General features: G+C 71.5%; 22 protein-coding genes. 14 read left to right on the top strand and 8 right to left on the bottom strand.

What is annotated here, in order from left to right; all coding sequences use genetic code 11:
- Nucleotide 1: 1 nt before the first annotated feature.
- From nadE to KF823_15190, 3 genes are read right to left on the bottom strand one after another with little or no spacing between them, the layout of a single operon-like run.
- Nucleotides 2-988: an NAD(+) synthase gene (gene nadE, locus KF823_15200; protein MBX3727255.1), complete on the bottom strand. Its 987-nt coding sequence runs from the start codon at nt 986-988 to the stop codon at nt 2-4.
- The gene (locus KF823_15195; protein MBX3727254.1) at nt 985-2,478 is read right to left on the bottom strand and encodes an AMP-binding protein; all 1,494 of its coding nucleotides are present in this window, start codon (nt 2,476-2,478) and stop codon (nt 985-987) included. The genes nadE and KF823_15195 overlap by 4 nt, the downstream gene beginning before the upstream one ends.
- A gap of 3 nt (nt 2,479-2,481) precedes the next feature.
- Nucleotides 2,482-2,688, bottom strand: coding sequence for an acyl carrier protein (locus KF823_15190; protein ID MBX3727253.1), 207 nt, complete (start codon nt 2,686-2,688; stop codon nt 2,482-2,484).
- Nucleotides 2,689-2,764: 76 nt separating this feature from the next.
- On the opposite strand from KF823_15190, the gene KF823_15185 reads away from it, so the two are divergent.
- Nucleotides 2,765-3,973: a PQQ-dependent sugar dehydrogenase gene (locus tag KF823_15185; protein MBX3727252.1), complete on the top strand. Its 1,209-nt coding sequence runs from the start codon at nt 2,765-2,767 to the stop codon at nt 3,971-3,973.
- Between the two features lie 34 nt (nt 3,974-4,007).
- On the opposite strand, the gene prmC is transcribed toward KF823_15185, so the two are convergent.
- From prmC to KF823_15160, 5 genes are all read right to left on the bottom strand, one after another.
- The gene (prmC, locus tag KF823_15180) at nt 4,008-4,925 is read right to left on the bottom strand and encodes a peptide chain release factor N(5)-glutamine methyltransferase (GenBank protein ID MBX3727251.1); all 918 of its coding nucleotides are present in this window, start codon (nt 4,923-4,925) and stop codon (nt 4,008-4,010) included.
- A gap of 5 nt (nt 4,926-4,930) precedes the next feature.
- Entirely contained in the window at nt 4,931-5,200 is a 270-nt protein-coding gene (locus KF823_15175) for an acyl carrier protein (GenBank protein ID MBX3727250.1), read from the bottom strand.
- A 286-nt stretch (nt 5,201-5,486) separates the two neighbouring features.
- A complete protein-coding gene (gene asnB, locus KF823_15170; protein ID MBX3727249.1) occupies nt 5,487-7,436 on the bottom strand; it encodes an asparagine synthase (glutamine-hydrolyzing) in 1,950 nt (649 codons plus the stop codon).
- Nucleotides 7,437-7,453: 17 nt separating this feature from the next.
- Complete coding sequence (locus tag KF823_15165) at nt 7,454-8,062, bottom strand: class I SAM-dependent methyltransferase (protein ID MBX3727248.1); 609 nt, start codon at nt 8,060-8,062, stop codon at nt 7,454-7,456.
- Nucleotides 8,059-8,784, bottom strand: coding sequence for a J domain-containing protein (locus KF823_15160; GenBank protein MBX3727247.1), 726 nt, complete (start codon nt 8,782-8,784; stop codon nt 8,059-8,061). Before KF823_15160 ends, KF823_15165 begins: the two co-directional genes overlap by 4 nt.
- Nucleotides 8,785-9,157: 373 nt before the next feature.
- Here KF823_15160 and KF823_15155 point away from each other — a divergent pair, with 373 nt between their 5' ends.
- The 13 genes from KF823_15155 to KF823_15095 all read left to right on the top strand — a co-directional run.
- Nucleotides 9,158-10,156, top strand: a complete 999-nt coding sequence (locus KF823_15155; GenBank protein ID MBX3727246.1) for a polysaccharide deacetylase family protein — start codon at nt 9,158-9,160, stop codon at nt 10,154-10,156.
- Nucleotides 10,156-11,424 (top strand): O-antigen ligase family protein, encoded by a 1,269-nt coding sequence (locus tag KF823_15150; protein ID MBX3727245.1) that lies wholly within the window; start codon nt 10,156-10,158, stop codon nt 11,422-11,424. The genes KF823_15155 and KF823_15150 overlap by 1 nt, the downstream gene beginning before the upstream one ends.
- Complete coding sequence (locus KF823_15145; protein MBX3727244.1) at nt 11,421-12,977, top strand: polysaccharide biosynthesis C-terminal domain-containing protein; 1,557 nt, start codon at nt 11,421-11,423, stop codon at nt 12,975-12,977. Before KF823_15150 ends, KF823_15145 begins: the two co-directional genes overlap by 4 nt.
- The gene (locus KF823_15140) at nt 12,974-14,329 is read left to right on the top strand and encodes a phenylacetate--CoA ligase family protein (protein ID MBX3727243.1); all 1,356 of its coding nucleotides are present in this window, start codon (nt 12,974-12,976) and stop codon (nt 14,327-14,329) included. The genes KF823_15145 and KF823_15140 overlap by 4 nt, the downstream gene beginning before the upstream one ends.
- Nucleotides 14,326-15,453, top strand: coding sequence for a glycosyltransferase (locus tag KF823_15135; GenBank protein ID MBX3727242.1), 1,128 nt, complete (start codon nt 14,326-14,328; stop codon nt 15,451-15,453). Before KF823_15140 ends, KF823_15135 begins: the two co-directional genes overlap by 4 nt.
- Nucleotides 15,450-16,619 carry a glycosyltransferase gene (locus KF823_15130; protein ID MBX3727241.1) on the top strand — a complete coding sequence of 390 codons (1,170 nt, stop codon included), beginning with the start codon at nt 15,450-15,452 and terminating at the stop codon, nt 16,617-16,619. The genes KF823_15135 and KF823_15130 overlap by 4 nt, the downstream gene beginning before the upstream one ends.
- The gene (locus tag KF823_15125) at nt 16,616-17,257 is read left to right on the top strand and encodes a polysaccharide deacetylase family protein (GenBank protein ID MBX3727240.1); all 642 of its coding nucleotides are present in this window, start codon (nt 16,616-16,618) and stop codon (nt 17,255-17,257) included. Before KF823_15130 ends, KF823_15125 begins: the two co-directional genes overlap by 4 nt.
- Complete coding sequence (locus KF823_15120) at nt 17,254-18,429, top strand: glycosyltransferase family 4 protein (GenBank protein ID MBX3727239.1); 1,176 nt, start codon at nt 17,254-17,256, stop codon at nt 18,427-18,429. The genes KF823_15125 and KF823_15120 overlap by 4 nt, the downstream gene beginning before the upstream one ends.
- A complete protein-coding gene (locus tag KF823_15115; GenBank protein ID MBX3727238.1) occupies nt 18,420-19,625 on the top strand; it encodes a hypothetical protein in 1,206 nt (401 codons plus the stop codon). Before KF823_15120 ends, KF823_15115 begins: the two co-directional genes overlap by 10 nt.
- Entirely contained in the window at nt 19,622-20,563 is a 942-nt protein-coding gene (locus tag KF823_15110) for a methyltransferase domain-containing protein (protein ID MBX3727237.1), read from the top strand. The genes KF823_15115 and KF823_15110 overlap by 4 nt, the downstream gene beginning before the upstream one ends.
- Complete coding sequence (locus KF823_15105; protein ID MBX3727236.1) at nt 20,560-21,315, top strand: glycosyltransferase family 2 protein; 756 nt, start codon at nt 20,560-20,562, stop codon at nt 21,313-21,315. The genes KF823_15110 and KF823_15105 overlap by 4 nt, the downstream gene beginning before the upstream one ends.
- A 20-nt stretch (nt 21,316-21,335) precedes the next feature.
- A complete protein-coding gene (locus KF823_15100; protein MBX3727235.1) occupies nt 21,336-22,337 on the top strand; it encodes a glycosyltransferase in 1,002 nt (333 codons plus the stop codon).
- A gap of 194 nt (nt 22,338-22,531) precedes the next feature.
- A partial coding sequence (locus tag KF823_15095; GenBank protein MBX3727234.1) for a DUF11 domain-containing protein occupies nt 22,532-24,532 on the top strand: 2,001 nt, incomplete at its 3' end.

Below are 24,532 nucleotides of genomic sequence, written 5' to 3'. Positions count from 1 at the left end.
GTCAGTGGCCGTGCGGCTCCGGCACCGGCTCGACCAGGACCGGCGGCCGGTGCAGGTAGCTGGTGGCGCGGCGCTTGGCGGCGATGTCGGCGAAGACCGCGCGCGCCCGCGCCTCATCGATGCCCAGTGCCTGGGCGAGCTCGCCGGCGGGATGGCCATGGTTGAGCGCCCACAGCGCCAGGTCCATCTGCCGGTAGGGCAGCGCGAAATAGAATTCGTCCTGGCCCTGCTCCAGGGAATAGGTGTCGGTGGTCGGCACCGCGGCGCAGATGCGCTCGGGCAGACCCAGGTGGCGGGCCATCGCGTAGACCTGGCTCTTGTACAGATGGGCGATCGGCTTGACGTCGGCGCTGCCGTCGCCGTTCTTCACGAAGAAGCCCTGGTCGTACTCCAGCCGGTTCGGCGTGCCGACCACGGCATAGTTCAGGCGGTCGGCGTGAAAGTACTCCAGGGTCTTGCGGACGCGCTGCTTGAAGTTGGTGGCGGCGACGATGGTCAGATAGGCGTCCAGCGGCAGCTCGCACTCGTGGTCGCCGCCGTCGGGGTCGCGGGCGATCAGCTTGAAGCGGTTGACCAGGCCCTCGCTGCCGCCGGTGATCGCCAGCTTGAAGCGCCAGCGCTCGTCGTAGTCGGACAGCACGCTGCGCACGGCGGCATCGCGCTGCGCGTAGCAGCCGATCGCAGCCAGGGTCGGCGCGATGTCGACAGTTTCCACGCGTACGCCCAGGTGCGCCGCCAGCAGGTTGGCGCGCGCGGCGCTGTCGTCGTCGGAGTCGCGCTCGGGCAGGATCAGGCAGAACACGCGCTCCGGTCCCAGCGCCCGGACCGCCAGCGCGGCGCACACCGAGCTGTCGATGCCGCCGGAAATCGCCACCACCAGTCCGCGTCGGCGCAGCACGCGCGCCACGCTGTTGCGCAGCGCCTCCGCGATGCGTTCGGCTTCGGCGCTGCAATCGATCTCGAGAACGGCAGGGTGCAAACGACTCATGACAGCTCCGTGGCGAGGTCGGCACGACGTATCTTGCCTGAAGCGGTGCGCGGCAGGGCGTCCACGAAGCGCACCAGGCGCGGGATCTTGTAGGTCGGCAGGTGCGCGCGGCAGTGCGCCTTCACCGCCATCTCGCCGGATAACTGCGCCGGATCGGCAACCACCAGGGCCGCCACCGCCTGCCCCAGCAGGGCGTCGTCGACGCCGCAGACGGCGACCTCGCGCACGCCGGGCAGCTCGGCGATCACCTGCTCGACGTCCACCGGATGCACGCGGTGGGCGCCGGTCTTGATGATGTCGCTGCGCCGCCCGGCCAGCCACAGGTCGCCCTCCTCGTCGATCCGGCCGAGGTCGCCGGTGCGCAGCCAGCCGTCGCGCAGCACCTGCGCGGTGGCCTCGGGCGCCTGCCAGTAGCCGGCCATGATGTTGCCGCCGCGCGCCCACACCTCGCCCTCCTCGCCGGGCAGCGCGGTGCTGCCGTCGGCGTGCCGGATGGCCAGCTCGACGCCGGCCACCGGCCCGCCGACCGCGCCGGGCTTGCGGTCGACGCGGTCCGGGTCGAGAAAGGTGAGCCGGGCGCTGGCCTCGGTCTGTCCGTACATGACGAACAACCGGGCCGCCGGCAGCGCGGCACGCAGCCGCCGGGTCAGTGCCGGCGCCATGGCACCGCCGGCCTGGGTCAGGTAGCGCAGCGCGGACAGGTCGGCCTGGTCGAGCCGGCCGTGCTCGAGCAGCAGGGCGAAGGTCGAGGGCACGCCCGAGAAGCCCGTGGCGCGATGGCGCTCGAGCGCCTGCACCACCAGGTGCGGATACTGGCTGTGGGTCTCGATCGCCAGGAAGGCGCCGGCGGCAAGGTGGGTGTTGAGCACCGACGCGCCATAGGCGTACCAGAACGGCAGCACGGTGACGCCGCGGTCCTCGGCGCCCAGCTGCAGATAGTCGATGATTGCCGCGGTGTTGTGGTGCAGGTTGCCATGACTGAGCGTCACGCCCTTGGGCGTGCCGGTGGTGCCCGAGGTGTACACGATTGCGGCCGGGGCAACAGCATCGAGCTGCGGTTCATCGGCGAGGATCGGCCCGCCAGACGGCGGCGCCGCGGGCGGGGACGGCGCCAGAAGGTGCACGGGAGCCGGCATCTGCGCGCAGGCGGCGGCGATGCCGGCATCGTCGTCGCGGCCGATGACGGCGATCGCGCCACTGTGCGTCAGCCAGGTGACCAGATCCCGGGCGTGCACCTGCGGATTCAGGGGCACCACCACGGCGCCGGCCAGCCAGGCGCCATACCAGGCCGCCACCGCATCGACGCCGTTCGCCAACCGCACCGCCACCCGGTCGCCGGCTGCGACGCCGGCAGCCTGCAGGCGCGCCGCCATTGCGGCGATTTCCCGCCACAGGCCGGCGCGGTCGAGGGCGCGGCCACCTTCGGCCAGCGCCGGCCGGTCCGGCGCGGCACGGACCTGTGCGGCCAGCCGGGCCGGCAGCGTGCTCATGGCTCAGGCGGTCGCCATCCGGCGCCCGACGTAGGCATCGATCGCGAGCACGGTGTCGAAATTGTCGGGCGTCATGTCCTCGGGCGGCACCTTGATGCCGAGGGTGGTCTCCAGGAACATGATCAGTTCCAGGATGCCGGTTGAATCGACCAGGCCGCCCCGCACCAGCGACGTGTCGTCGGCAAGCGCCGACTCGTCGTCGCTGAACAGGAAGTTGCCGAGCACGAACTGCTTGATCTGCCGTAGCCGGTCCATCCGGTCCCCACCCCTCGAAGAGGCGCCGATTATGACGCAAGCAGGACGGCTGGTCGGTGGCGCCGGGCTGCTCCTGGCCCTTGCGCTGGCCGGTGCGGGCTGCCGGGACCCGGGCGCCCCCCCGGCTGCCGGTCCGGCCGATCCGGTGGTGGTCGCCGCAACGCCCGGGGCGACCGAGGCCAGTGAGCTGGGCCGGTTCCGCGTCCGCGAACTGGTTCGCGGCCTGGAGCACCCCTGGAGCCTGGCATTCCTGCCCGACGGCGGCCTGCTGGTCAGCGAGCGGCCCGGGCGCCTGCGCCGGATCGACCTCGCGGTCGGGACGGTCTCGGCGCCGATCGCCGGCCTGCCGCGCATGTTCGTGCGCGGCCAGGGCGGCCTGCTCGACATCGCGCTGTCGCCCGGCTTCGGCGACGACCACCTGGTCTACTTCGCCTGGTCGGAGGCCAACTGGCGCGGCAACAAGGCGGGGACCACGGTGTCGCGGGCGCGCCTGGACGGCGATTCGCTGGGTCCGGTCGAGCCGGTCGTCCGCCAGGAACCCAGGCTCTCGTTCGGCACCCACTTCGGCGCACGCCTGGCGTTCGACGACGCCGGCCTGTTGTTCGTCGCCCTGGGCGACAACCGGGTCAGCGCCAGTGCGCAATGGCTGGACCACCTGCAGGGCAAAGTCCTGCGCCTGCACCCGGATGGTCGGGTGCCGGAGGACAATCCTTTCGCCGGTCGCGACGATGCCCGACCGGAGATCTGGTCGTACGGGCACCGCAACATTCAGGGCATGGTGCTGCATCCGGGCACCGGCGCGCTGTGGACGCACGAACACGGCCCGCGTGGCGGCGACGAGATCAACCTGCCGGTGCGCGGCGGCAACCATGGCTGGCCGCTGGCCACGCACGGGCTCGAATACTCCGGTGCGCCGGTGCCGGAAGCGCTGGCCACCGAGCCGGAGGGCCTGGTGCCGCCGCTGCACTGGTGGCCCGAAAGTCCGGCGATCAGCGGCATGGCCTTCCATGGCGGCGGCGTGCTGCCGGCCTGGCGGGGCAACCTGTTCGTCGGCGCCCTGGCCGGGCGTGCACTGCTCCGGCTGGTCGTGGAGGACGGGCGTGTCGTGCACGAGGAGCGACTGCTGGGCGGGCGCGGCGAGCGCATCCGCGACGTGCGCGAGGGATCGGACGGGCTGCTCTACCTGCTCACCGACGAGGTCGAGGGCAGGCTGCTGCGCCTGGAGCCTGCGGACGACTGAGCGTGCGGTGCCTGCCTCCGGCAGCCGGTTCTGCTCAGTCGCCGGCTGCCGCGTCGGCGCGCCGCAGCTCGAGCACGCGGATCGCGCCGCTTGCATCGGCGTGGCCGCCGGTCTTCGACCAGGCCGGGTCGCGGGCCAGCCTGCGCAGCAGGGCGGGGCCCTGGCCCAGGCCGACTTCGACCACCAGCACGCCGCCCGGCCGCAGCCAGGCGGAGGCCTCCTCGAGCAGGCGCGACAGCAGGGACACGCCCAGCGGTCCTCCGTCGAAGGCCATGGCCGGCTCATGGCCGGCGATCTCGGCGGCCATCAGCGGCACCTTGGCGCTGCTGATGTAGGGCGGGTTGCAGGTCAGCAAGTCGACGCGCCCGGCGACCTCAAGTGCCGCGAACGGCGCCAGCAGGTCGCCTGCCAGGAAGCGCACCCGGTCGTCCAGGCCCAGCCAACGGGCGTTGGCCCGGGCCAGGTCGATGGCCTCGGCGCTGAGGTCGGCGCCAGCGACGCGGGCGCCCGGGCAGTGGTGCGCGATCGCCAAGGCGATGTTGCCGCTGCCCGTGCAGGCGTCAAGGACGATCGCTTCGTGGTCGACCGCATCGGGGCGCCGCTGCAGCGCCGCGATCGCCGCCTGCGCGAGCAGGGCGGTCTCGACCCGGGGCACCAGGGCCTGGCGGCCGGCCAGCATCTCCAGGCCGCAGAAATGCTGGCGGCCGGTCAGGTGGGCAAGCGGCTCGCCGGCCAGCCGGCGCCCGACCAGCGCATCGAGCCGGGCCAGTCCCGCCTCGTCCAGCGCGGGCAGCGCAGCCACCCCCTGCGCCGCCACCACCGAGCACGGTTGCCCGGCAGCGGCCAGCCACAGCGCGCGGGCGCTGCCTTCCGGGGTCTCCTCGGGCTTGTCCGGCAGCCAGGCGATGCCGTTGCGCAGGCGGGCGATCAGCGCAGCCAGCCGGGCGTCCACCGCGCTCAGGCCGCTTCGGCCAGCCGGCGTGCCACGTAGCCGCTGATCGCCAGCACCGAGCCGAAATTCTCCGGCAGCAGCTCGGCCTCGCGGACCTTGAAGGCGTAGCGTTCCTCCAGGAACACCACGATCTCCAGCACGGCCGTCGAGTCGATCACGCCAAGGTCGACCAGCGAAGCGTCGTCGCTCAGCTCGGCCGGGTCGCGGGCCAGCAGCAGGTTGTCCAGCAGGAAGGTTCGCACCTCGGTGCGGAGGGTGCCCTCATCAACGGCCATGTCGCGCCTCGTGGATGGTCGGGACGGTCGATCTTAACCCGGATGTTCAAAGAGACCGTTACTGTTGCCGCCGATCTTCGCGCCGTGGCACGGTCTGCTCCCGTTGGCCGGTTCGACGCAGTGTCGGCGATGCCTTCACTGTCCAGCGGTCCGCTGTCCGCACCACGCCACGATCTCGACGGCCTCGCTACGCGCTCTCACGAAAAATCCGGGTCGACCCGCCCGCCCGCGGCGGGCACCCGCGGGCAGCTCGGCGCCGGCGGCCCCGCCGCGACCGCGGTCGCCGTCAGGGCAGGCCGCCGCCGCGCACGAACAGGTGGTCGACCAGCTGGGTCGACAGAATGCCCACGAAGGCCTGGTTGTCGGCGAAGCCGGCGACCCGGCCGGCGCGCGCCTTGTCGAACAGGCGGCCGGCCGGGACCGGGTCGAACAGGCCGGTGGCGCGCAACCGGTCCGTCGACATCAGGTCGGCCACGTAGTCGAGCGGCTCGCCGTCGACGAAGAAGCTGGCGGCATCCGGGGCGCGGTAGGGCTGCTTGGGCCGGGCGGCGATGTCCGGCGGCAGCAGGTCGGCCAGGGCGCGGCGCAGGATGTCCTTCTCGGTCAGGCCGCGCAGCTTCCAGTGCGCGGGCAGGGCATTGGCGAACTCGATGACGCGGTGGTCCAGGTAGGGGACGCGCCCTTCCACCGAGTTGGCCATGGCGACGCGATCACCCTGCGACCAGAGCAGGTAGCCGCTCAGCAGGGTGTGCGCCTCGACGTACTGGTCACGGGCCAACGGCGACCAGGTGCCGGCGCGGACGGGCAGGCGTGCCTCGACGAAGGCAAGCGGATCGAAGTCCGCGCAGGCGGCACGCGCCTGCGGCGACAGGAAGGCCAGGGCGCGCGCCGAGGTGGTCCAGCGCGGCACGTGGGCGAACACCGGCCGGTGCAGATGCTCCAGGCCCTGCCCGAAGAAGGCCTGCGCGAAGGCCGGGCTGCGCACCGGCGAGTTGGCCAGGTAGCCGTACAGCCGCTCCAGCAGGCGCGGGCGCCAGCGCGAGTCGCGCTGGCGCGCCCAGAACCGGCGCACCTTGGCCTCCTTGAACAGGTCGTAGCCGCCGAACACCTCGTCGGCGCCCTCGCCGGTCAGCACCACCTTGTAGCCGGCCGCGCGCACCGCCGCCGACAACAGCATCAGCGGCACCGCGGCGGTGCGCAACACCGGCGTCTCGGTGTGCCAGATCAGGCGCGGGAAGGCCGCGCCGATCGCCGCGCGGTCGACCTCCAGGGTGGTGTGCGCGCAGCCCAGGTGGGCGACCATCGCCTGCTGGTGGGCGCGCTCGTCGAACTCGGCGTCGGCGAACGCCACCGAGAAGGTCCGCACCGGGGCGTCGCTGAAGCGGCGCGCCAGGGCCACCAGGCCGGAGGAATCCAGGCCGCCGCTCAGGTAGGCGCCGACCGGCACGTCGGCGCGAAGTTGCAAGCGCACCGCGTCGACCAGCAGTTCGCGCAGCTCGGCCACCGCCTGGTCCCGGTTGCGGCCGCGCCAGCGCGCACCGGCGCCGGTGGCGGCGTCGAAATCCCAGTCCCACCAAGGGCGCAGGTGCTCGCGGCCATCGGACTCGATGGTCAGCAGGTGCCCCGGCGGCAGGCTGTGGACGTCCTCGAACACGGTGTCCGGGTCGAGCGTGCCCCAGAAGGTCAGCGCCTGCGCCAGGGCCGCGGGCGCCAGCGTGGCCTGGCCGGTGCCGGCGGCGAACAGCGCCTTCATCTCCGAGGCGAACCAGAAGGTGCCACCGCTGCGGCGGTAGAACAGGGGCCGGATGCCGACGCGGTCGCGGGCCAGGACCAGCCGCCGCCGGCGCCGGTCCCAAACGACGATGGCGAACTGGCCGTTCAGGTGCTCGACGAAGGCGTCGCCGTAGCGGTCGTAGAGGTGGACGATGACCTCGGTGTCTGATTGCGTGTAGAAGCGGTGGCCCTGCGCCTCGAGCGTGGCGCGCAGTTCGACGTAGTTGAAGATCTCGCCGTTGAACACCGTCCAGGTGCTGCCGTCGGCATTGCGGATCGGTTGCTCGCCGGTGGCCAGGTCGATGATCGACAAGCGGGCATGGGCCAGCCCGACGCCGGGCTCGACATGGAAGCCGTAGCCATCCGGTCCGCGGTGCTGCAGGCGGGTGATCATCCGCTCGAGCAAGGCGCCCTGTTCCCCGCCGGGGACCGGCTCGCCCAGGAATCCGGCCAGGCCGCACATCGTTCAGCGCGCCCCGCTCACGGGTTGCGCCACCAGCAGACCAGCCAGGTCACGCCGTTGTGCTGCATCCAGTCCTTGTGCAGGTCGGGGATCGCCGCCAGGTGCGGGCCGACCCGGGACAGCGCCGGCGCGTAGAAGGTGGCCAGGCAATCGCGGCCCAGTTCCGACATGCGCGTCAGCGTCGCCGGGATGTCCTTGATGTAGTAGAGCACCTCGCAGGCGACCACCAGGTCGAAGCGCCCCGGCTGGTCGCCGAACGGCTGGCCGTGGATGTCGGCGACCGCGAAATCGGCCTCCGGCACCCGAAGCCGGGCGCGCTCGATGGCGCGGGCGCTGACGTCGATGCCGCAGACCTGGTCGGCAACCTCGCGCAGCCAGCGGGTCTGGTGGCCCTCGCCGCAGCCCAGCTCCAGGATGCTGCCGACCCGACCGAAGGTCGCGGCGATCAGGGCGTTGGTCTGGGCGAAGCGTGCCTGCTCCAGCGCCGAGTCCATGTGCCAGGGGTCGGGCACGGCATAGGCGTGGTCCAGGCGCTGCCAGGCGTCGGCGCCGCCGACGCCGCGCATCGCGTACTTCATCCACAGCCGGCGCGCACCGCGCGCCAGCCGGGTGGCGAATCGGCTCATGGTCGATCTCCGGAACGTGTCGCGGCGCCATCGACGACCGCTTGCGGGCAGGGGCGCCGGTCGGCCGCAGGGCCGGTCGGCGGACGATCCGCGCTGCTGTTCAGCGGGCGCAGGGGAGAGCTGTACCAGTCGACGACGCGATCGCAGTGGAACTCGATCCACGAGGGTCCGTACAGCCACCTCGGGCTGCTGCGCGAGACGGGCTCACCCTGGCCGGCGCGCACGGTGGTGCCATCCTGGCCGAGCGCGAGCGGCGCCCCAGCCGGCCGCCGTGCCGCGACCGGCAGCGTCGCTGCCGCCCCGGAGAAGTGGCCGGGGGCGCCGCCACCCTCGCCGTCGCCGGCCGGCAGGAACATCCAGATCGCGCCGATCACCACCGCCACCAACAGCAGCACGCGCAGCAGGCCGCCGGCCGCGGGCGGCTGAGCGCGCGATGCCGGCAGCCCGCCGCCGCGCGCCGATGCCGGTGCCGGGCGGGGAGCGCTGCGCGACGCACTCGGGACCGAGCCGGGCAGCCGACCGTGTTCGCGCGCGAACGCCAGGGCGGCGGCGTAGCGCAGGTTGAGCGACTTGAGGGCCTCGGCCGCGGCAGGGTCGCCGGTGCGGTCGGGATGCAGGTCGGCGACGCGCCGCCGGTAGGCCAGTCGGAACGCCTCCGGATCGCAGTCTGCGCCGATGTCCAGCTCGCGGTACAGCCCGATGAAGTCGGTGTCGTCGGCCATGCCCCAAGGGCCTGCTTGCGTGGATGTCCATGGTGGCACATCGACGATGCCGGTCGCTGCTCAGGCGGGTGGTGCAGGCAATCGCACCCCCAGGGCATCGCCGGCCAGCCCGGGCATCCGTCACCGGCCTGCTATTCTTGCGCGCGTCGCGCCCGGGGACCGGGTGGCGCGGCAACCGCCGTTCCGCCGGCCCGGGACCCATGGTATTGAGCCGCTTCCAGATGCCAGCGCGCGCGCACGCGACGGCGCCCTCTCCGGCGCTGGCGACCCGCGCTGCTAGGGCGTTCGGCCGGTGAGCGCCATGGCGATCCCTGTCGCGGCGCCGCCCGGACGGCGGCAACGTCTGGCGCATCGCGTCGCGACGCTTGGCGCGATGCCGCTGCTGCAGGCCGCGCGCCGGCTGCTGCGCCGCGACCTTCGCGTCTATGCCTGGCACAGGGTCCGGCCGCTCGACGACGGCTTCACGTTCGACCCCAGTCTGGTCAGTGCCACACCGGAGGCATTCCGCGACCAGGTCCGGCACCTGCGCGACCGGTACCGGCCGGTGCGCTGCGCCGACCTCGCCGAGGCGCTCGCCGGCGGCCGGCCACTGCCGCGCGACGCCGTGCTGCTGACCTTCGACGACGGCTACGACGACAACTTCCGGTTCGCCTTCCCGATCCTGCGCGAGCTCGGGGTTCCGGCGCTGTTCTTCGTGGCGACTGGCCACATCGACAGCGGCGAGCCATTCGCCTACGACTGGCTGGTGCACCTGTTGCTGACCGCCACGCCGAGCGCCACCCGTTTGCCGGCGCCGCTCGACGACCTGCACGTGCCGCCCGGGAGACAGGCCAGGCTGGAGCTCGCCTGGCAGGCCCTCGACCGCCTCAAGGCGCTGTCCGCCACCGACCAGGAGGCGTGGATCGGCTCGGTCGCAGGCATCGGCGGTGCGGCCCCGGCGTGCGCGCACCCGGACTGCCGGCCGATGGACTGGGACATGCTGCGCGCGATGCGGGCGGGCGGCATGGAGATCGGCTCGCACGGCGTCAGCCACCGGATGCTGGCCAAACTGGACGACGCAGCGCTGCTCGCGGAGATTCGCGGCTCGCGGGCGCGACTCGACGAGCAACTGGTCCAGGACACGCTGGCGATCTCCTACCCGGTGGGCGGCGACGACAGCTTCGACGCCCGGGTGCTGGCCGCCGTCGAAGACGCCGGCTATGCCTTCGCGTTCACCTACAACAACGGCAGCAACCGGTGGCCACCGGCCCGTCGCCATGCCTTGCTGCGGCAGTCCGTCGAGGCCGACATGGATGCCGACTGGTTCGCCGGAATCGCGGCCCTGCCCGAGCTGTTCGCCCATCCGTCGGTGCAGCGGACCTACCCGGCATGATGATCTTCTTCCTGCTGGCCTACGTGGCGCTGGTGCTGATCCGGCCCCAGGAATACCCCGGCATGGAGACGTTCCCGGTGCCTGTCCTGCCGCTGGCGCTGCTCGCCGCGCTCGGCGCCTGGCTGGCGACGCCGGGGCGAAAACGCTTCGAGCAGCCCACCTACCCGTTGCTGCTCGCCTTCATCGCGGTGTGCATGGCCTCGATGGTGACCTCCGGCTGGACCGGCGGCGCCCTGGTCCGGCTGCAGGAGTTCCTGCCCACCCTGATCGCCTTCGTGCTGGTCGCGCAGGCGGCGCGCGATCCTGCAAACGTCCTCCGGCTGATGGCGGTGATCGCCGTGTGCGCCGGCGTGATGGCCCTGCATGGCGTCGAGCAGGCCCAGCTCGGCGAGGGCTGGACCGGCATTCCGACCATCCAGGACGGGCGCATCCAGTACGTCGGCATCTTCAACGATCCCAACGATCTGGCGATGGTATTCGTGATCGGCCTGCCGTTCGCGCTGCTGCTGTCCAGCGCTGGCGGCCTGCGCCGTCCGGCCTGGTGGACGGTGGCCCTGCTGCTGGTCTACGGCATCTACCTCACCGATTCGCGCGGCGCCTTCCTGGCAGTGATGCTGATGGCCGGCCTGTGGGTCTGGCGCCGCCGCGGTCTGCTGACCGCCGGCGTGCTGGGCGTCGCCGGGCTGTCGGTTCTGATGATGCTGCCGACCCGCATGCAGGAGCTCGACGCCAGCGAGGCGTCGGCCTACGGGCGCATCGATGCCTGGTACGAGGGCATCCAGATGTTCATCTCCCGGCCCTTCCTGGGGGTCGGCATGAACAACTTCGGCGACCACCACCACCTGACCGCGCACAACTCGTTCGTCCTGGTCCTGGCCGAGACGGGCCTGATCGGATTCACGCTGTGGCTGGCCTTCGTGGGCTACGCCTTCCTGATGGCGGTGGCGGTGCTGCGGCATCGCCCGACGCTGGCCGGACCGGCCGATGCCGGTCGCCTGCGCGATGAGCGCACCGCCGCGACGACCCTGCTGCTGGCCCTGGCCGGCTTCTTCGCCTGCGCCTTCTTCCTCAGCCGCAGCTACGTCATCGTCCTTTACATCCTGGTCGGCCTGGTCACCGGCTGGTATGCCGGCGCCCGGGACCGCTGGCCCGGCCTGCCGGTGTTCCGGCTGGTTTCCGACCTGCCGAAATGGGGCTTCCTGGCGCTCGGCGGCGCCGTGGCGCTGTGGCTGCTGGTCAAGGTCCTGCTGGTGATGGCCTGGTCATGAGCACGCGCGGCGCGGCACTGCGCAACACCCTGTTCTCCTCGGTCGGCATCTACACCGAGTACTTCCTGGGCATGCTGACCTCGATCGTCATCGCCCGCCACCTCGGCCCGGGCGACTTCGGCGCGTACTCGCTGGTGATCTGGCTGGTCGCGGTGGGTGTCGCCGCGACCAATTCCGGCGCCGCCAGCGCCGTCATCAAGTACGTCGCCGAGCTGCGTGGCGCCGCGCGGCTCGACCTGGTCCGGCCGCTGCTGGCCTGGCTGCGCCGCGCCCAGCTCGCCTTCCTGGCGGTGGTCATGGTCGCCGGTGCCGTGCTGTTCGTACGCTATGGCGACCGGGTGATGCCCGACTTCGACCATGGCGTGTTGCTGGCGATCCTGGTGGCGACCACCTGGCTGCGCAGCAGCTACATGTTCAACATCAGCATCGCCAAGGGTTTCGAGGACTTCCGGGCCACCGCCGTGGTCGCCGCCACGGTCGCGCCGCTCAACCTGGTGCTGGTGGTGGCCGCCTGGTGGCTGGGCGGGCCGATGGAATGGTTCCTGGGCGTCTTCACCTTGTCCAGCCTGGCGTTCTGGTGGGCGTCGCGGCGCCAGGTCCTGCGCCTGCTGCCGCCGCCGCAGGCACAGCCGCCGGCGCTCGATGCCGAGCTTCGTGCCCGCATGCGCAGCTACATCGCGCTGGTCGCGGTCTCCGTGACGGTCGGCTTCGTGACCGCGAGCGAAGTCGAGGTGCTGTTCCTGACCCTGTACGACAGCGCCGCCTCAGCCGGCCATTTCAAGGTCGCCTTCCAGCTCGCCACCGGCGCCGCCCTGCTGGTGCCCGGGGTGTTCGGCGCCCTGCTGCTGCCGATGATGGCGAACGCCCTGAGCCAGGGCCGCGAGCTGGCCGGCCGCCGGCTGTCGGCATCGACCAGCTACCTGGCACTGCTGGCTGCGCCGGTGGTGGCGTTCGGCATGGTCATGTCGCCGGCGATCATCGGCCTGCTGTACGGACGGCCCTATGCGCCAGCGGCGCCGGTGTTCGCGGCCTGCCTGCTGGCGGTGTCGGTGTCGACGCTGTCGCAGGGCGCGTCCTCCTACCTGCTGGGCGCCGACCGCCAGCGCAGCCTGATGAACGTGATCCTGGCCGGGGCGGTCCTGAAGGTGGTCCTGGATGTCGTGCTGATCTCGATGTACGGGCTGGCAGGCGCGACCGTCGCGTTCGCGCTCACCACCATCGTGGTGGCGCTGGCGCTGATCGTCCTGGCCCTGTCGGCCAGCGGCGCGCGCCTGGATCTGCCCCGCCTGTCCCGGATCGTGCTGGCGGGCGCCCTGGCGGCCCTGGTGGCCTGGCCGCTGGCCCGGCACCTGTCGCCGCTGCCCGCCCTGCTGCTCGGCGGGCCGCTGGTGGCGCTTGTCTATGCCGGCGCCACGCTGCTGCTGCGCTGCTGGACCGCCGCCGACATCGCCTGGATGGGCCAGATGCATCAGCGATTGGCGGGGGGACGGCCACGGGCGCTCGGTCGCCTGCTGGTCCGCGCCGGCCAGCACGCCCGGAACGTGCCGCCATGAGTCTCTACGCGACCGCCTTCCGGCACCTGCTGCTGCCCGCCTACGAAGGCCTGCGCGGCCGCCACACCCTGCGCCACCTGCGCGAGTACGAGGCCAGCCAGTGGCTGGATCCGGAGCAGCTCGACGCCCTGCAGTGGCGCAAGCTGACTGCACTGGTGGCGCACTGCTGGCAACACGTGCCCTTCTACCGGCAGCGCTGGCAGGCGATCGGCTTCGAGCCGGGCGACCTGAAGTCGATGGCCGACTGGGCCCGCCTGCCGCTGCTGGACAAGGCCGCCATCCGTGCCGGCTTCGAGGACCTGAAGGCGGCGCCGTTCCGCGACCGGCTGATGTTCAAGGCGACCGGCGGCTCCACCGGCGTGCCCCTGCGCTTCGGCTTCACGCGGGAGAGCAACGACCGCCGCACCGCGGTGATGTGGCGGGGTTACGGCTGGGCCGGCGCCGAGCCGGGCCAGCGGGTGGCGATGGTCTGGGGCGGCGCGGTCGGCTCGCCCACTGCGCGGACGCGGATCAAGGACGCGCTCTACCACCGTGCCTTCAACCGCAAGGTGCTGGACAGTTTCCGGATGCGCGAGGACAACCTGGCGGACTACGCGCGCGCCCTTCGGGCATGGCGGCCGCGCGCCGTGGTCGGCTACACCGGGCCGCTGGTGCGCCTGGCGCAGTGGCTGGTCGACAACGGCCAGGCGATCCGGGGCCCGCGCGCGGTGCTCGCCGCGGCCGAGGCGCTGCACGACTTCCAGCGGCCGGTGCTGGAGGCGGCGTTCCCCGATGCCCGGGCGTTCAATACCTACGGGTGCCGCGAGTTCATGCTGATCGCCAGCGAATGCCAGGCCCACGAGGGCCTGCACGTCAACGCCGACCACCTGCTGGTCGAGCTGGTCGATCCCGCACCGCTGGCCGGTGGCGGCGAAGGCGGCCAGGTCGCGGTGACCGACCTGCACAACTGGGGGATGCCCTTGCTGCGCTACGTCAACGGCGACCTGGCGGTGGCCGGACCGACGGGGCGCTGCGCCTGCGGCCGCGGCCTGCCCCGCCTGTCCGGTATCCAGGGGCGGCGGCTTGATGCCATCCGCACGCCGGATGGCCGCCTCCTGCCGGGCGAGTTCTTCCCGCACCTGCTCAAGGACGTGCCGGGCATCGCCCGCTTCCAGGTCGTCCAGGAGCGGCTCGACGCCCTGGTCCTCAGCATCGTGCCCGGCGCCGGGTTCGGACCGGCGCAACAGGCGACGGTGCAGTCCGAGGTCCGGCGGGTGCTGGGCGATGCCATCCGGCTCGACCTGCAACTGGTCGACGACATTCCCCTGACGCCGTCCGGCAAGTTCCGGGTGACCATCTCGCGCCTGCCATGAACATCACCCACGTCGTCGAGAACCTCAACCGGGGCGGGCTTGAGCGCGTCGTCATCGAATTGGCCAAGGCGCAGCGCGCGGCCGGCCACGAGGTCCAGGTGGTCTGCCTGTACGATCGTGGCGGCCTGGCCGGCGAGCTGGACGCCGCGGGCATCCCGGTGCGCGCCGTGGAGAAGCGACAGGGCATCGACCTGCGCGCCCTGCTGCGCCTGCGCCGGGCGATCGGCCGCCATCGCACCCAGGTGCTGCACAGCCACAACAGCATTCCCCACTACTACGCGGTGTTCGCGACGGTGGGCATGCGCTTCCGGCGCGTCGTCAACACCCGGCACGGCATGGGCGACATCAATCCCTCCAGCCGGCGCGAGTGGCTGTTTCGGCAGTCGATGCGCAGGACGGATGTCGCCGCCACCGTCTGCGAGGCCGCCCGGACCCGTCTGGCGGAGATTTCGGCGGCGCCGCGGGACAAACTGCGGGCGGTACCGAACGGCATCCATGTCGAGCGCTTCCGGCAGGCCGACGCCGGATCGCGCGCCCGGCTGGTCGCCGGCCTCGGCCTGCAGGACGGGACGCACCTGGTCGGCTTCGTCGGCCGGCTGAACTGGGCCAAGGACCTGGCCACCCTGGTCCGCGCCTTCGCCATCGTCGCGACGCAGCGCGACGACGTCGCCCTGGTCCTGGTCGGCGACGGCGAGGAGCGCGAGGCGCTCGCCGGGCAGATCGCCCAGGCCGGCCTGGGCGATCGGGTCCGTCTGCTCGGGGACCGCAGCGACGTCCCCGACCTGCTGTCCGGTTTCGACCTGTTCGCCATGTCCTCGATTTCCGAGGGCTATTCGATCGCCTTGCTGGAAGCCTGCGCCAGTGGCCTGCCGGTGGTCGCCACCGATGTCGGCGGCAACCGCGAGATCGTCCACGACGGCAGCCACGGCCTGCTGGTGCCGGCGCGCGATCCCGACGCGCTGGCGGCCGCCATCGTTTCCCTGATCGCCGATCCGGTACGGCGCACCGCGATGGCCGGCGCGGCACGGCGCTGGGCGCTTGCCGAGGCGACCTTTCCGGCGATGGCTGCCCGCTACCAGTCGCTGTATGCCGACGGCCTGGCGCCGGCCGACCTCGGGTCGTGAAGGTCCTGGTACTCAGCAACCTGTTCCCGAGCGCCTGGGACCCCCTGCGCGCCAGCTTCAACCGCCAGCAGTTCGACCGCCTCGGCGCGCGCCATGCGGTCGAGGTCCTGGTGCCGGTCGATTTCCGCCAGCACCGCCGGCCCCCTGCCGGTGCGCCGCCGCTGCTCGCGCATGCCGGCACCGGCACCTTCACGTTCTGGTATCCGCCGCGCTTCGGCCGCAGCCTGCACGCGCTCACCTGGTACGCCAGCCTCCTGGGCCAGCGCAGGCGGTGGCTGCAGCAGGGCGGCTTCGACGTGCTGCTGGCGAGCTGGGCCTATCCGGACGCCGTCGGGACCGCCTGGCTGGCGCGGCGCCTGGGCCTGCCCTATGCGGTCAAGGTGCACGGCAGCGACCTGAATGTGCTGGCGGACTACCGGCTGCGCCGCTGGCAGATCGCCCGCAGCCTGCGCGGTGCCGGCGCCGTGGTGGCGGTCAGCCGGGCCCTGGCCGGGCGCGCCGTCGAGCTGGGCGCGACCCCAGAGGGCGTGCACGTGCTCTACAACGGCGTCGATGGCACGCTGTTCCGGCCCGGCGACCGCGCCGCGGCGCGGCGCGCGCTGGGCCTGCCGGTGGAGGGACGCCTGCTGCTGTTCGTCGGCAACCTGAAACCCGAGAAGGGCTGCATGGATGCCCTGGCGGCCCTGCCGGCGGTGCGCGACCGCCATCCGGACACCCGGATCGCGTTCGTGGGCGAGGGTCCGGCGCGGGCGCGCCTGCAGGCGTCCGCCGCCGGCAGCGGCCAGTCCGATGCCTTGATTCTGGCCGGCGCGCGCGGCCATGCCGAGCTGCCCACGTGGATGCAGGCGGCCGATCTGCTGGTGCTGCCCAGCCACAACGAGGGCGTGCCCAACGTCGTGCTGGAAGCGATGTCCTGCGGCCTGCCGGTGGTGGCGACGGCGGTGGGCGGAATACCCGAGGTGCTGCCACCGCTGGCCGGCCTGCAGGTGCCGCCCCGCGCGCCGGCCGCGCTGGCGACCGCCCTGGCCGAGGCCCTGGACCGGCGCTGGGATGCGCTGGCGATTCGCGGCCATGCCGCCGGTTTCGACTGGGACGACAATGTCGCCCGGCTGGACGCTATCCTGACCGGGGTCGTCCAGGCCCACCGTGCCCGAATCCCCGAATGAACCCCCGCTCGCGCAAGACCCGGCTGCTGGGCCTGCTGCCCTCGTCCCTGGTGGTGACCCGGCTGCCCGCGCGCGGCAAGGCCTTCCACCTGACCTTCGACGACGGCCCGGACCCCGAGCACACGGCCCCGGTGCTCGACCTGCTCGCGCAGCATGGTGCCAAGGCCACCTTCTTCCTGGTCGGCAATCGCCTGGACGATCACCCGGGCGTGGTCGAGCGCATCGTTCGCGAAGGCCACCAGCTGGGCAACCACTCGTGGACCCATCCTTTCATGTCGGATCTGCCGCTGGCGGGCCAGCTCGAGGAGATCGAGCGCACCGACCGCGCGCTGGCCCGCTTCGACGGCATCGAGCGGCATCCGTTCCGGCCGCCCTGCGGCGTCCTGCCGGCCAACCTGCTGCTGCACTACGCACGACGCCGGCGCACCATCGCCTACTGGTCCTACGACAGCCACGACTACACCAAGCTGCCGGCCGACCGGTTGGCCGCCAACCTGGAACAGCATCCGCCGCGGCCCGGCGAGGTGGTGCTGATGCACGACGACAATGCGCAGACCTCGGCGCTGCTGGCGCGCATGCTGCCTGCCTGGATCGCCGCGGGCTGGCAGGTGCAGGCACTGCCGCCGCTGCGCGCATGAAGGTGCTTTTCCACCACCGGACCCGCGGCGAGCATGTCGAGGGCGTGCACATCCGCGGCGTGGTCGGCGCCCTGCGCGAACTCGGCCACGAGGTCGAGGTGCTGTCCTTCCCCGGCGCCGATCCCGAGCGCGAGCCCAGCGCCGCAGCGGCCGAAACGCCGGCACGCCGCGGTCTACTGCCGCGACTGGTCACCCGCCTGCCCGGCGTGCTGTTCGAGCTGGCCGAGCTGGCGTGGAACGCGGTGACCTGGTGGCGGGTCGGCGGCCACCTGCGTCGTGCCCGGCCGGACTTCATCTACGAGCGTTACGCGCTGTTCCTGTTCGCGACCGTCTGGCTGGCGCGCCGGCGCGGCGTGCCGGTGATCCTGGAGATCAACGATTCGGCTGTGGTCGAGCGCGTCCGGCCGCTGTACCTGAGGCGCCTGGCCTGCCGGATCGAGCGCTGGACCCTGGCCAACGCCACCGGCCTGGTGCACATCTCCAGCCGCTTCAAGGCCACCCTGGAGGCGGCGCACGGACCGCTGGCGCCGGGCGTGGTGTCGCCGAACGCCGTGGACGGCCGTTTCGATCCTTCCCGCTTCGACCGCGAGGCGCTGCGCTCGGCGCGCGGGGTGGCGGGCCGGGTGGTCTGCGGCCACGTCGGGGTGTTCGCCCACTGGCACGGCGTCGCCGGCTTCGTGCGCGCCGTGATCGACCGCCTGGACCAGGCGCCCGACCTGGTCCTGCTGCTGGTCGGCGATGGCCGCGAACTGCCGGCCGTGCGCGAGGAGGTGCGTGCGCGCGGCCTGCAGGACCGCATCCTGCTGCCCGGCCGGGTGCCGCATGCCCAGGTGCCGGAGTGGCTGGCCTGCATGGACTACGGCGTGTTGCCCGACTCCAACGAATACGGCTCGCCGATGAAGCTGTTCGAGCAGATGGCGATGGGCGTGGCGGTGGTCGCCCCCGATTACGACCCGGTCGCCGAGGTGATCCGCGACGGCGCAACCGGCTGGCTGTTCCCGCGTGGAGACCTGGCGGCCTGCGTCGACCGGGTGCTGACGCTGGCGGGCCGTGACGACGAACGGCGGCGCGTGGGCGCGGCCGCACAGGCCTACATCACGGCCGAGCGGCAATGGCGCAATAATGCCCTGCAACTGCTGTCGCTGCTGCCCGAAGGGGGGCGATCCGGGTGAAGCCGATCCTGCTGCTGATTCCGCCGGCGCTCGCGCTGCTCACCCTGCTGCGCCTGGTCTGGCGCGACATCCGCGCCCGCAACATGCAGATCTGGCTGGGCAGCTACATCAGCCGCAAGCGCCGGCCGGCGGTCGTCGGGCCGACCCACGTCATGTTCTGCTTCGTCGATCACTTCGAGCCGATGCATGGCAAGGTCGACCTGGCCACCCAGCGCGCCCGCGTCGACCGCTGGGCCGAGGGCTGGCGCGCCCTGGCCGGCCGCCACCGCGACGCCGACGGCCGTCCGCCGCAGCACGGCTTCTTCTATCCGGAAGAGGAGTATCTGCCCGAGCACCTCGACAAGCTGTCGGCCCTGTGCCGCGAGGGCTTCGGCGAGATCGAGGTGCACCTGCACCACGACAACGACACCGAGGCCAACTTCCGGCGCACCATCGCCGGGTTTTGCGAGGTGCTGCACCGCGACCACGGCGCGCTGTCGCGGCACCCGCAGACCGGCCAGCTCATGTTCGGCTTCATCCACGGCAACTGGTGCCTGGACAACTCCAATCCGGACGGCCGCTGGTGCGGCCTGGACAACGAGCTGATCCTGCTGCGCGAGCTGGGCTGCTACGCAGACTTCACCATGCCCTCGGCGCCCAGCCCCACGCAGACTCACATCATCAATTCCATCTACTACGCCACCGACGATCCCGACCGGCCGAAGTCGCACGACACCGGCGTGCGCGTGCGCGTGGGCGGCGAGCCGACCGGCGACCTGCTGCTGGTGCAGGGCCCGATCGGCCTGAACTGGGCCGACCGCCGGCGCGGCATCGTGCCGCGCGTCGAGAACTCCGACATCCGCGCCAACTATCCGCCGACGCCGGCACGGGTCGACGGCTGGATCCGCACCGGCATCCATGTCGAAGGCCGGCCGGAGTGGGTGTTCGTCAAGATCCACACCCACGGTGCGCCGGAGAAGGACGCCGCGGTGGTGCTGGGTCCGGCGGTGGACGCGATGTTCGACCACCTGGAACGCCACTACAACGACGGCGAGCGCTACGTGCTGCATTACGTCAACGCCCGCGAGGTCTACAACATCGTCAAGGCCGCGGAGGCGGGCAGGACCGGCAATCCGGCCGATTACCGCGATTTCGTGCTGCCGCCGCCAGCGGCGTCCTGGGCCGGAGGCCTGAACGGGGCGGACTCGCGGCCGTGAACTGGCGGCTCAAAGCGGCCATCCAGAACGCCATCGCCCTGCTGCCCGGGGCCATGTCGCAACGCGTGTACTACGCGATGCAGCGCCGCTTTGGCGGCCTGCGCAGTCCGGCGGTGGAGGACAAGCTGCGCCAGGGCGTCGAGGTCGCCGAGCGTGTCGAGGCCAACGGCGCGACCGTGGACGGCGCCCGGGTCCTGGAGGTCGGCACCGGGCGACGCCTGGGCCTGCCCCTGTCGCTGTGGCTGCAAGGCGCCGAGCGCGTGACCACGGTCGACCTCAATCCCTATCTGCGCGCCGAGCTGGTGCACGAAGACCTTGTCCAGATGCGGGCGCAACGCGACCGCGTGGAAAGCCTGCTGGGTGAGCGCCTGGATCGTCGTCGACTCGATGCGCTGCTCGAACTCGCCGGTGCGTTTTCGCTGCCCGCCTTGCTCGACCTGTGCGCGATCCGCTATGCGTCCCCGGCCGACGCGGCGTCGCTGGAGCTCGCCGACGCCAGCATCGACCTGCATGTCTCCTACGAGGTCATGGAACACATCCCCGGCCCGGTGCTGGCGGCGATCCTGCGCGAGGCGGCCCGGCTGCTGCGCCCCGGCGGCCTTGCTGTGCACTGCATCGACCTGACCGACCATTTCAGCCATTCCGATCCCGGTATCGGCCCGCTGAACTTCCTGCGCTTCGGCGAGCGCGGTTTCCGGCTGCTCGCCGGCAACGGCTTCATGTACATGAACCGGCTCCAGGTCGACGACTATGACGCGATCTGGGCGCACACCGGCCTGGCGGTGCGCGAGCGCCTGGCCGAGCCCGACCCGGACGTCGGCGCCGCCCTGGCCGCCGGCGCGATCCCGCTGGCGCCCCGGTTTTCGGGCAAGCCGGTCGAGGTGCTGGCGGTGCTGCGCGCCTGGTACGTCGGCGCCGCGGGTGGCGACCGGCCATGAGCGGTCGGCTGGTCAGCGTGGTGATGCCGATGTACAACGCCGAGCGCTTCCTGCGCCGGCCGGTGGAATCGGTGCTGGCGCAGAGCCACGGCGACCTGGAGCTGGTGGTCGTCGACGACGGTTCCCGGGATGGATCGGTGGCGCTGGTCGAGGACTATGCCCGCCGGGACCCGCGGGTACGCCTGATCCGTTCGCTGCGCAACGGCGGTGTCGCCGCCGCGCGCAACCAGGCGCTGGACGCGGCATCGGGCCGTTATGTGGCCTTCCTGGACAGCGACGACTGGTGGGAGCCCGACAAGCTGGCGATCCAGCTTGCCGTGCTGCAAGCCGGCCCCGCGGCGCTGACCTACTCGGCCTACCAGCGCGTCGCCGAGGATGGCAGCCCATTGGGGGTGGTCCGCCCGCCCGATGAGCTGGACCACGCCCGCCTGCTGCGCAGCAACCACATCGGCAACTGCACCGCGCTCTACGATCGCCAACGCATCGGCAGCGAGCCGCGCTTCCAGCGCATCGGCCACGAGGACTACGTGTTCTGGCTGGCCCTGCTGCGGGGCGGCGCCCGCGCGGTGCGCGCCGGCGACGGCAGGCCGCTGGCCTGGTACCTGGTGCGCGACGGCTCGCAGTCCGCCAACAAGCTGCGCGCCGCCGGCTGGCAATGGCGCATCTACCGCGACATCGAGGCCATGGGCGTCATCAGGAGCGGCTGGCACATGCTGCACTATGTCCGGCACGCCCTCGCCAAGCGCCGCTGAACGACCTCCCGGAGACCGCCATGAAGCCCGAAGTCACCGTCATCATCAGTCCGCGCGACCGTTACTCGGGCCTGGACGACTGCGTCGAGACCCTGATCCGGCACACGCCACAGCCCTTCGCGCTGTGGATCCTCGACCTCGACTATCCGCGCGCGGATATCGAGCCGGTACGGCGCGGCCTGGCCGGGCGCGAGAACGTGCGCTTCTTCGAGCTTGGCCTGAAGACGCCGATGGACGCCCTTCGCGCGGTGCGCGACCAGATCGGCACGCGCGCCGTGGTCCTGCTCGACAACGACTCGCGGGTCACCGAGGGCTGGCTGCCGCCATTGCTGGCCGCCATGGACGATGGCCATGCCGTGGTGTCGCCGCTGATCCTGGAGCGCGAGGGCGTCGACCGCGGCGCCCCGCTGCGCAACCACCTGTACACCGGCGAGCTGCGGGTGGTCGACGTCGACGGCACGCCCTACCTGATCGAGCACAAGTCGCTGCGCCGGGCCGATCTGCCGGAGATCCCGCGCGAGCGGGCGCCGACCGGTTCCTTTGAGCTGCACTGCGTGCTGTTCGCAACCGACACATTCAAGGCCATCGAGCTTCCCTCGATGGTGATCCGGGAGCACCTCGACATCGCCCTCCAGGTCGCCGCCCGCGGCGAGTCCATGGTCGTGGAGCCAGCCTCGGTCGTGCAGTTCGACAACCTTGGCACGCGCATGGCCGCCTCCGACATGCGCTTCTTCTGGTTCCGCTGGAGCCCGCGCCTGACCGGGCCGTCGTCGCGCCTTTTCGAACGCCGCTGGGGTTACCGGTTCTATTCCGAGCAGTCCATGTACAACTGGGTGGTACGGCGCAAGGCCTTCCTGCTGGCTCGCTGGGCCGGCGCGCCGATCGGCCTGGCGAACAAGGCGACCGTGGTCGCCCGCAAGCTGTTCTGCCGGGACTGGGACCCGCATCCGGATCCGGAGGGCGCTTCCCGTCCGCTTCTCGCCGGCGGGGTGCCGGTGCAGCGCAGCCATGACATCGCCTGAGGCAAGAGGCGCGCGAGCATGCCGCCTGTAATGTGATGTACATCACACAATAGGCGTTTGCTGACACAAAAGTTTGCTGCCGCGTGACACACATCACGCCATGAATCCCATACAGTCCGCAGCGCAAAGCCCGGCTTGAACCGGGCTCGCATGTGACGGCGACCACAGAGCGCCGGACTGAACTGGGGAATTTCATGTACAACGCACGCGGTTTCACCGGCCGACCCGCCGCCGAGGGTCGCCGGTTCCGGCAGCTTGCAGCCGCCGTCCTGGCCCTGCTCGCCGCCCTCGTCCTCGCCCAGGCCGCGCAGGCCCAGGTGGTCCGGGCCTTCGACCAGCGCGCCTCGTTCAACGCACGAGGCGACATCGCCCAGATTGGCAACGTGCTGGTCACCTGCCAGGCAGGGGGCACCTGCGCTGCGGTCCAAGCCGGTACCACGAGCGGGAACAACAACAACCGCCAAACGGCCTTCGTCAATGCCGACGCGGGGGCGGGCTTCACCAATTCCTCGACAGCCGACCTGTCGCTGCCCGCCGGCTCGACGGTACGCTTCGCCGGCCTGTACTGGGGTGCCCGCGCGAACCCGTCCAGCACCGGACGCGGAACCCTGCAGTTCCGCACCCCTGCGATGGGCGCCTACCAGGCGATCACCGCCAGTCAGATCGACACGATAACCAACCAGGGCGCCAACACATCCAGGCCCTACATGGCCTTCGCCGACGTCACCAGCCTGGTACAGGCCGGCGGCAATGGCACCTACCGCGCCGGCGGCATCACCGCAGTGAACGGCAGCGACAGCCTGGGCTTCTACGGTGGCTGGACCCTGGTCGTCATCTACGAGAACGCGTCCGATCCCTTCCGCCGTCTTATGGTCTTCGACGGATCGGCCAGTGTGACCAATGGCAGTCCCGTCACCGTCGGCGTTTCCGGCCTGCTCACACCACTGGTCGGCGCCTTCACCACGCGCATGGGTGCCCTGGTCTGGGAGGGCGACGAGAGCCTGACCGGCGACAACTTCCGCCTGAACACCACCAATCTGGGCGACGCCCTCAATCCGGCGACCAATTTCTGGAACAGCAGCATCACCCGGCTTGGCACGCGCTTCAGCGCCAAGAACCCGGACTATGTCAACCAGCTGGGCATGGACCTCGACTACGTCAATGCCTCCGGCATTCTCGCCAACGGTGCGACCACCGCCAGCTTGCAGTTCACCTCGAGCGGAGACGTCTATTTTCCGCAGATGCTGGCCTTCGCGGTCGACCTGTTCGTGCCGGATCTGGTTACCTCCCTAAGCAAGACGGCCGTTGACCTCAACGGCGGCGAGCTGCTTCCGGGCGACGTCCTCGAGTACACGATCGCGTTCACCAACACGGGACAGGACGGCGCCACGAATGTCGTAGTGACCGACCCGATTCCCGCGGGGACCACCTACGTCCCGGGCAGCCTCCAGATTCTCACCAACGCAACCGGCGCGCCGACCGGTGTGCAGACCGACGCCACTGGCGACGACCTTGCCGAGTTCCAGGTCGGACCCAACCAGGTCAGGTTCCGCCTGGGTCAGGGCGCAAATGCAACCTCGGGTGGTCTGGTGCCGAACGGGCAGGGTGCGAGCTTCCGTTTCCGGGTACAGCTGGACAACGACATCTCACTTGCTGATCAGGCCATCACCAACACGGCCGAGGTGGTTCACAACGCGCAGACCCTGGGCAACAGCTTCGTCGCCAACGGCACCGCGAGCGTGTCCAACACGGTCGCGCCGATCGCCGACGTGCGCGTCGCGAAAGTGGTGGACAACACGACCCCGCTGGTGGGGACGCAAGTCCAGTTCACGGTGACGGTCACCAATGACGGGCCGTCCACCGCGAACGCCGTGGTGCTGAACGACGCGCTTCCCGCCGGCTACACCCTGGTTTCCGCCACCCCGTCCATCGGCACCTGGCTGGCGCCCAACTGGACCATCGGCAACATGACCAGCGGTGCCTCGGCCCAGCTGGTCATCCTGGCCACCGTCAATCCGGCCGGTCCGTACCTCAATACCGCAACTGCGAGTTCATCCACGCACGATCCGGTTCCCGGCAACAACTCCGCAAGCGCCGGCACTACGCCGATTCCTCTGAATCCGGCGATGACCGTGGTGAAGTCTGCGCCGACCGGCAGCCTGGCCGTGGGCCAGACGATCACCTACACGGTGACC

Source organism: Lysobacterales bacterium (assembly GCA_019634735.1).
Taxonomy (GTDB): domain Bacteria; phylum Pseudomonadota; class Gammaproteobacteria; order Xanthomonadales; family UBA2363; genus Pseudofulvimonas.
This window is presented reverse-complemented; position numbering and strand designations above follow the sequence as displayed.

What these genes read in the sequence shown, in the direction of transcription:
- KF823_15160 (MBX3727247.1), bottom strand. Translation starts at nt 8,784, where the DNA reads ATGGCCGACGACACCGACTTCATCGGGCTGTACCGCGAGCTGGACATC.
- KF823_15195 (MBX3727254.1), bottom strand. Translation starts at nt 2,478, where the DNA reads ATGAGCACGCTGCCGGCCCGGCTGGCCGCACAGGTCCGTGCCGCGCCG.
- KF823_15185 (MBX3727252.1), top strand. Translation starts at nt 2,765, where the DNA reads ATGACGCAAGCAGGACGGCTGGTCGGTGGCGCCGGGCTGCTCCTGGCC.
- KF823_15140 (MBX3727243.1), top strand. Translation starts at nt 12,974, where the DNA reads ATGAGTCTCTACGCGACCGCCTTCCGGCACCTGCTGCTGCCCGCCTAC.
- nadE (MBX3727255.1), bottom strand. Translation starts at nt 988, where the DNA reads ATGAGTCGTTTGCACCCTGCCGTTCTCGAGATCGATTGCAGCGCCGAA.
- KF823_15175 (MBX3727250.1), bottom strand. Translation starts at nt 5,200, where the DNA reads ATGGCCGTTGATGAGGGCACCCTCCGCACCGAGGTGCGAACCTTCCTG.
- KF823_15145 (MBX3727244.1), top strand. Translation starts at nt 11,421, where the DNA reads ATGAGCACGCGCGGCGCGGCACTGCGCAACACCCTGTTCTCCTCGGTC.
- asnB (MBX3727249.1), bottom strand. Translation starts at nt 7,436, where the DNA reads ATGTGCGGCCTGGCCGGATTCCTGGGCGAGCCGGTCCCCGGCGGGGAA.
- KF823_15125 (MBX3727240.1), top strand. Translation starts at nt 16,616, where the DNA reads ATGAACCCCCGCTCGCGCAAGACCCGGCTGCTGGGCCTGCTGCCCTCG.
- KF823_15120 (MBX3727239.1), top strand. Translation starts at nt 17,254, where the DNA reads ATGAAGGTGCTTTTCCACCACCGGACCCGCGGCGAGCATGTCGAGGGC.
- KF823_15165 (MBX3727248.1), bottom strand. Translation starts at nt 8,062, where the DNA reads ATGAGCCGATTCGCCACCCGGCTGGCGCGCGGTGCGCGCCGGCTGTGG.
- KF823_15100 (MBX3727235.1), top strand. Translation starts at nt 21,336, where the DNA reads ATGAAGCCCGAAGTCACCGTCATCATCAGTCCGCGCGACCGTTACTCG.
- KF823_15150 (MBX3727245.1), top strand. Translation starts at nt 10,156, where the DNA reads ATGATCTTCTTCCTGCTGGCCTACGTGGCGCTGGTGCTGATCCGGCCC.
- KF823_15155 (MBX3727246.1), top strand. Translation starts at nt 9,158, where the DNA reads ATGCCGCTGCTGCAGGCCGCGCGCCGGCTGCTGCGCCGCGACCTTCGC.
- KF823_15135 (MBX3727242.1), top strand. Translation starts at nt 14,326, where the DNA reads ATGAACATCACCCACGTCGTCGAGAACCTCAACCGGGGCGGGCTTGAG.
- KF823_15105 (MBX3727236.1), top strand. Translation starts at nt 20,560, where the DNA reads ATGAGCGGTCGGCTGGTCAGCGTGGTGATGCCGATGTACAACGCCGAG.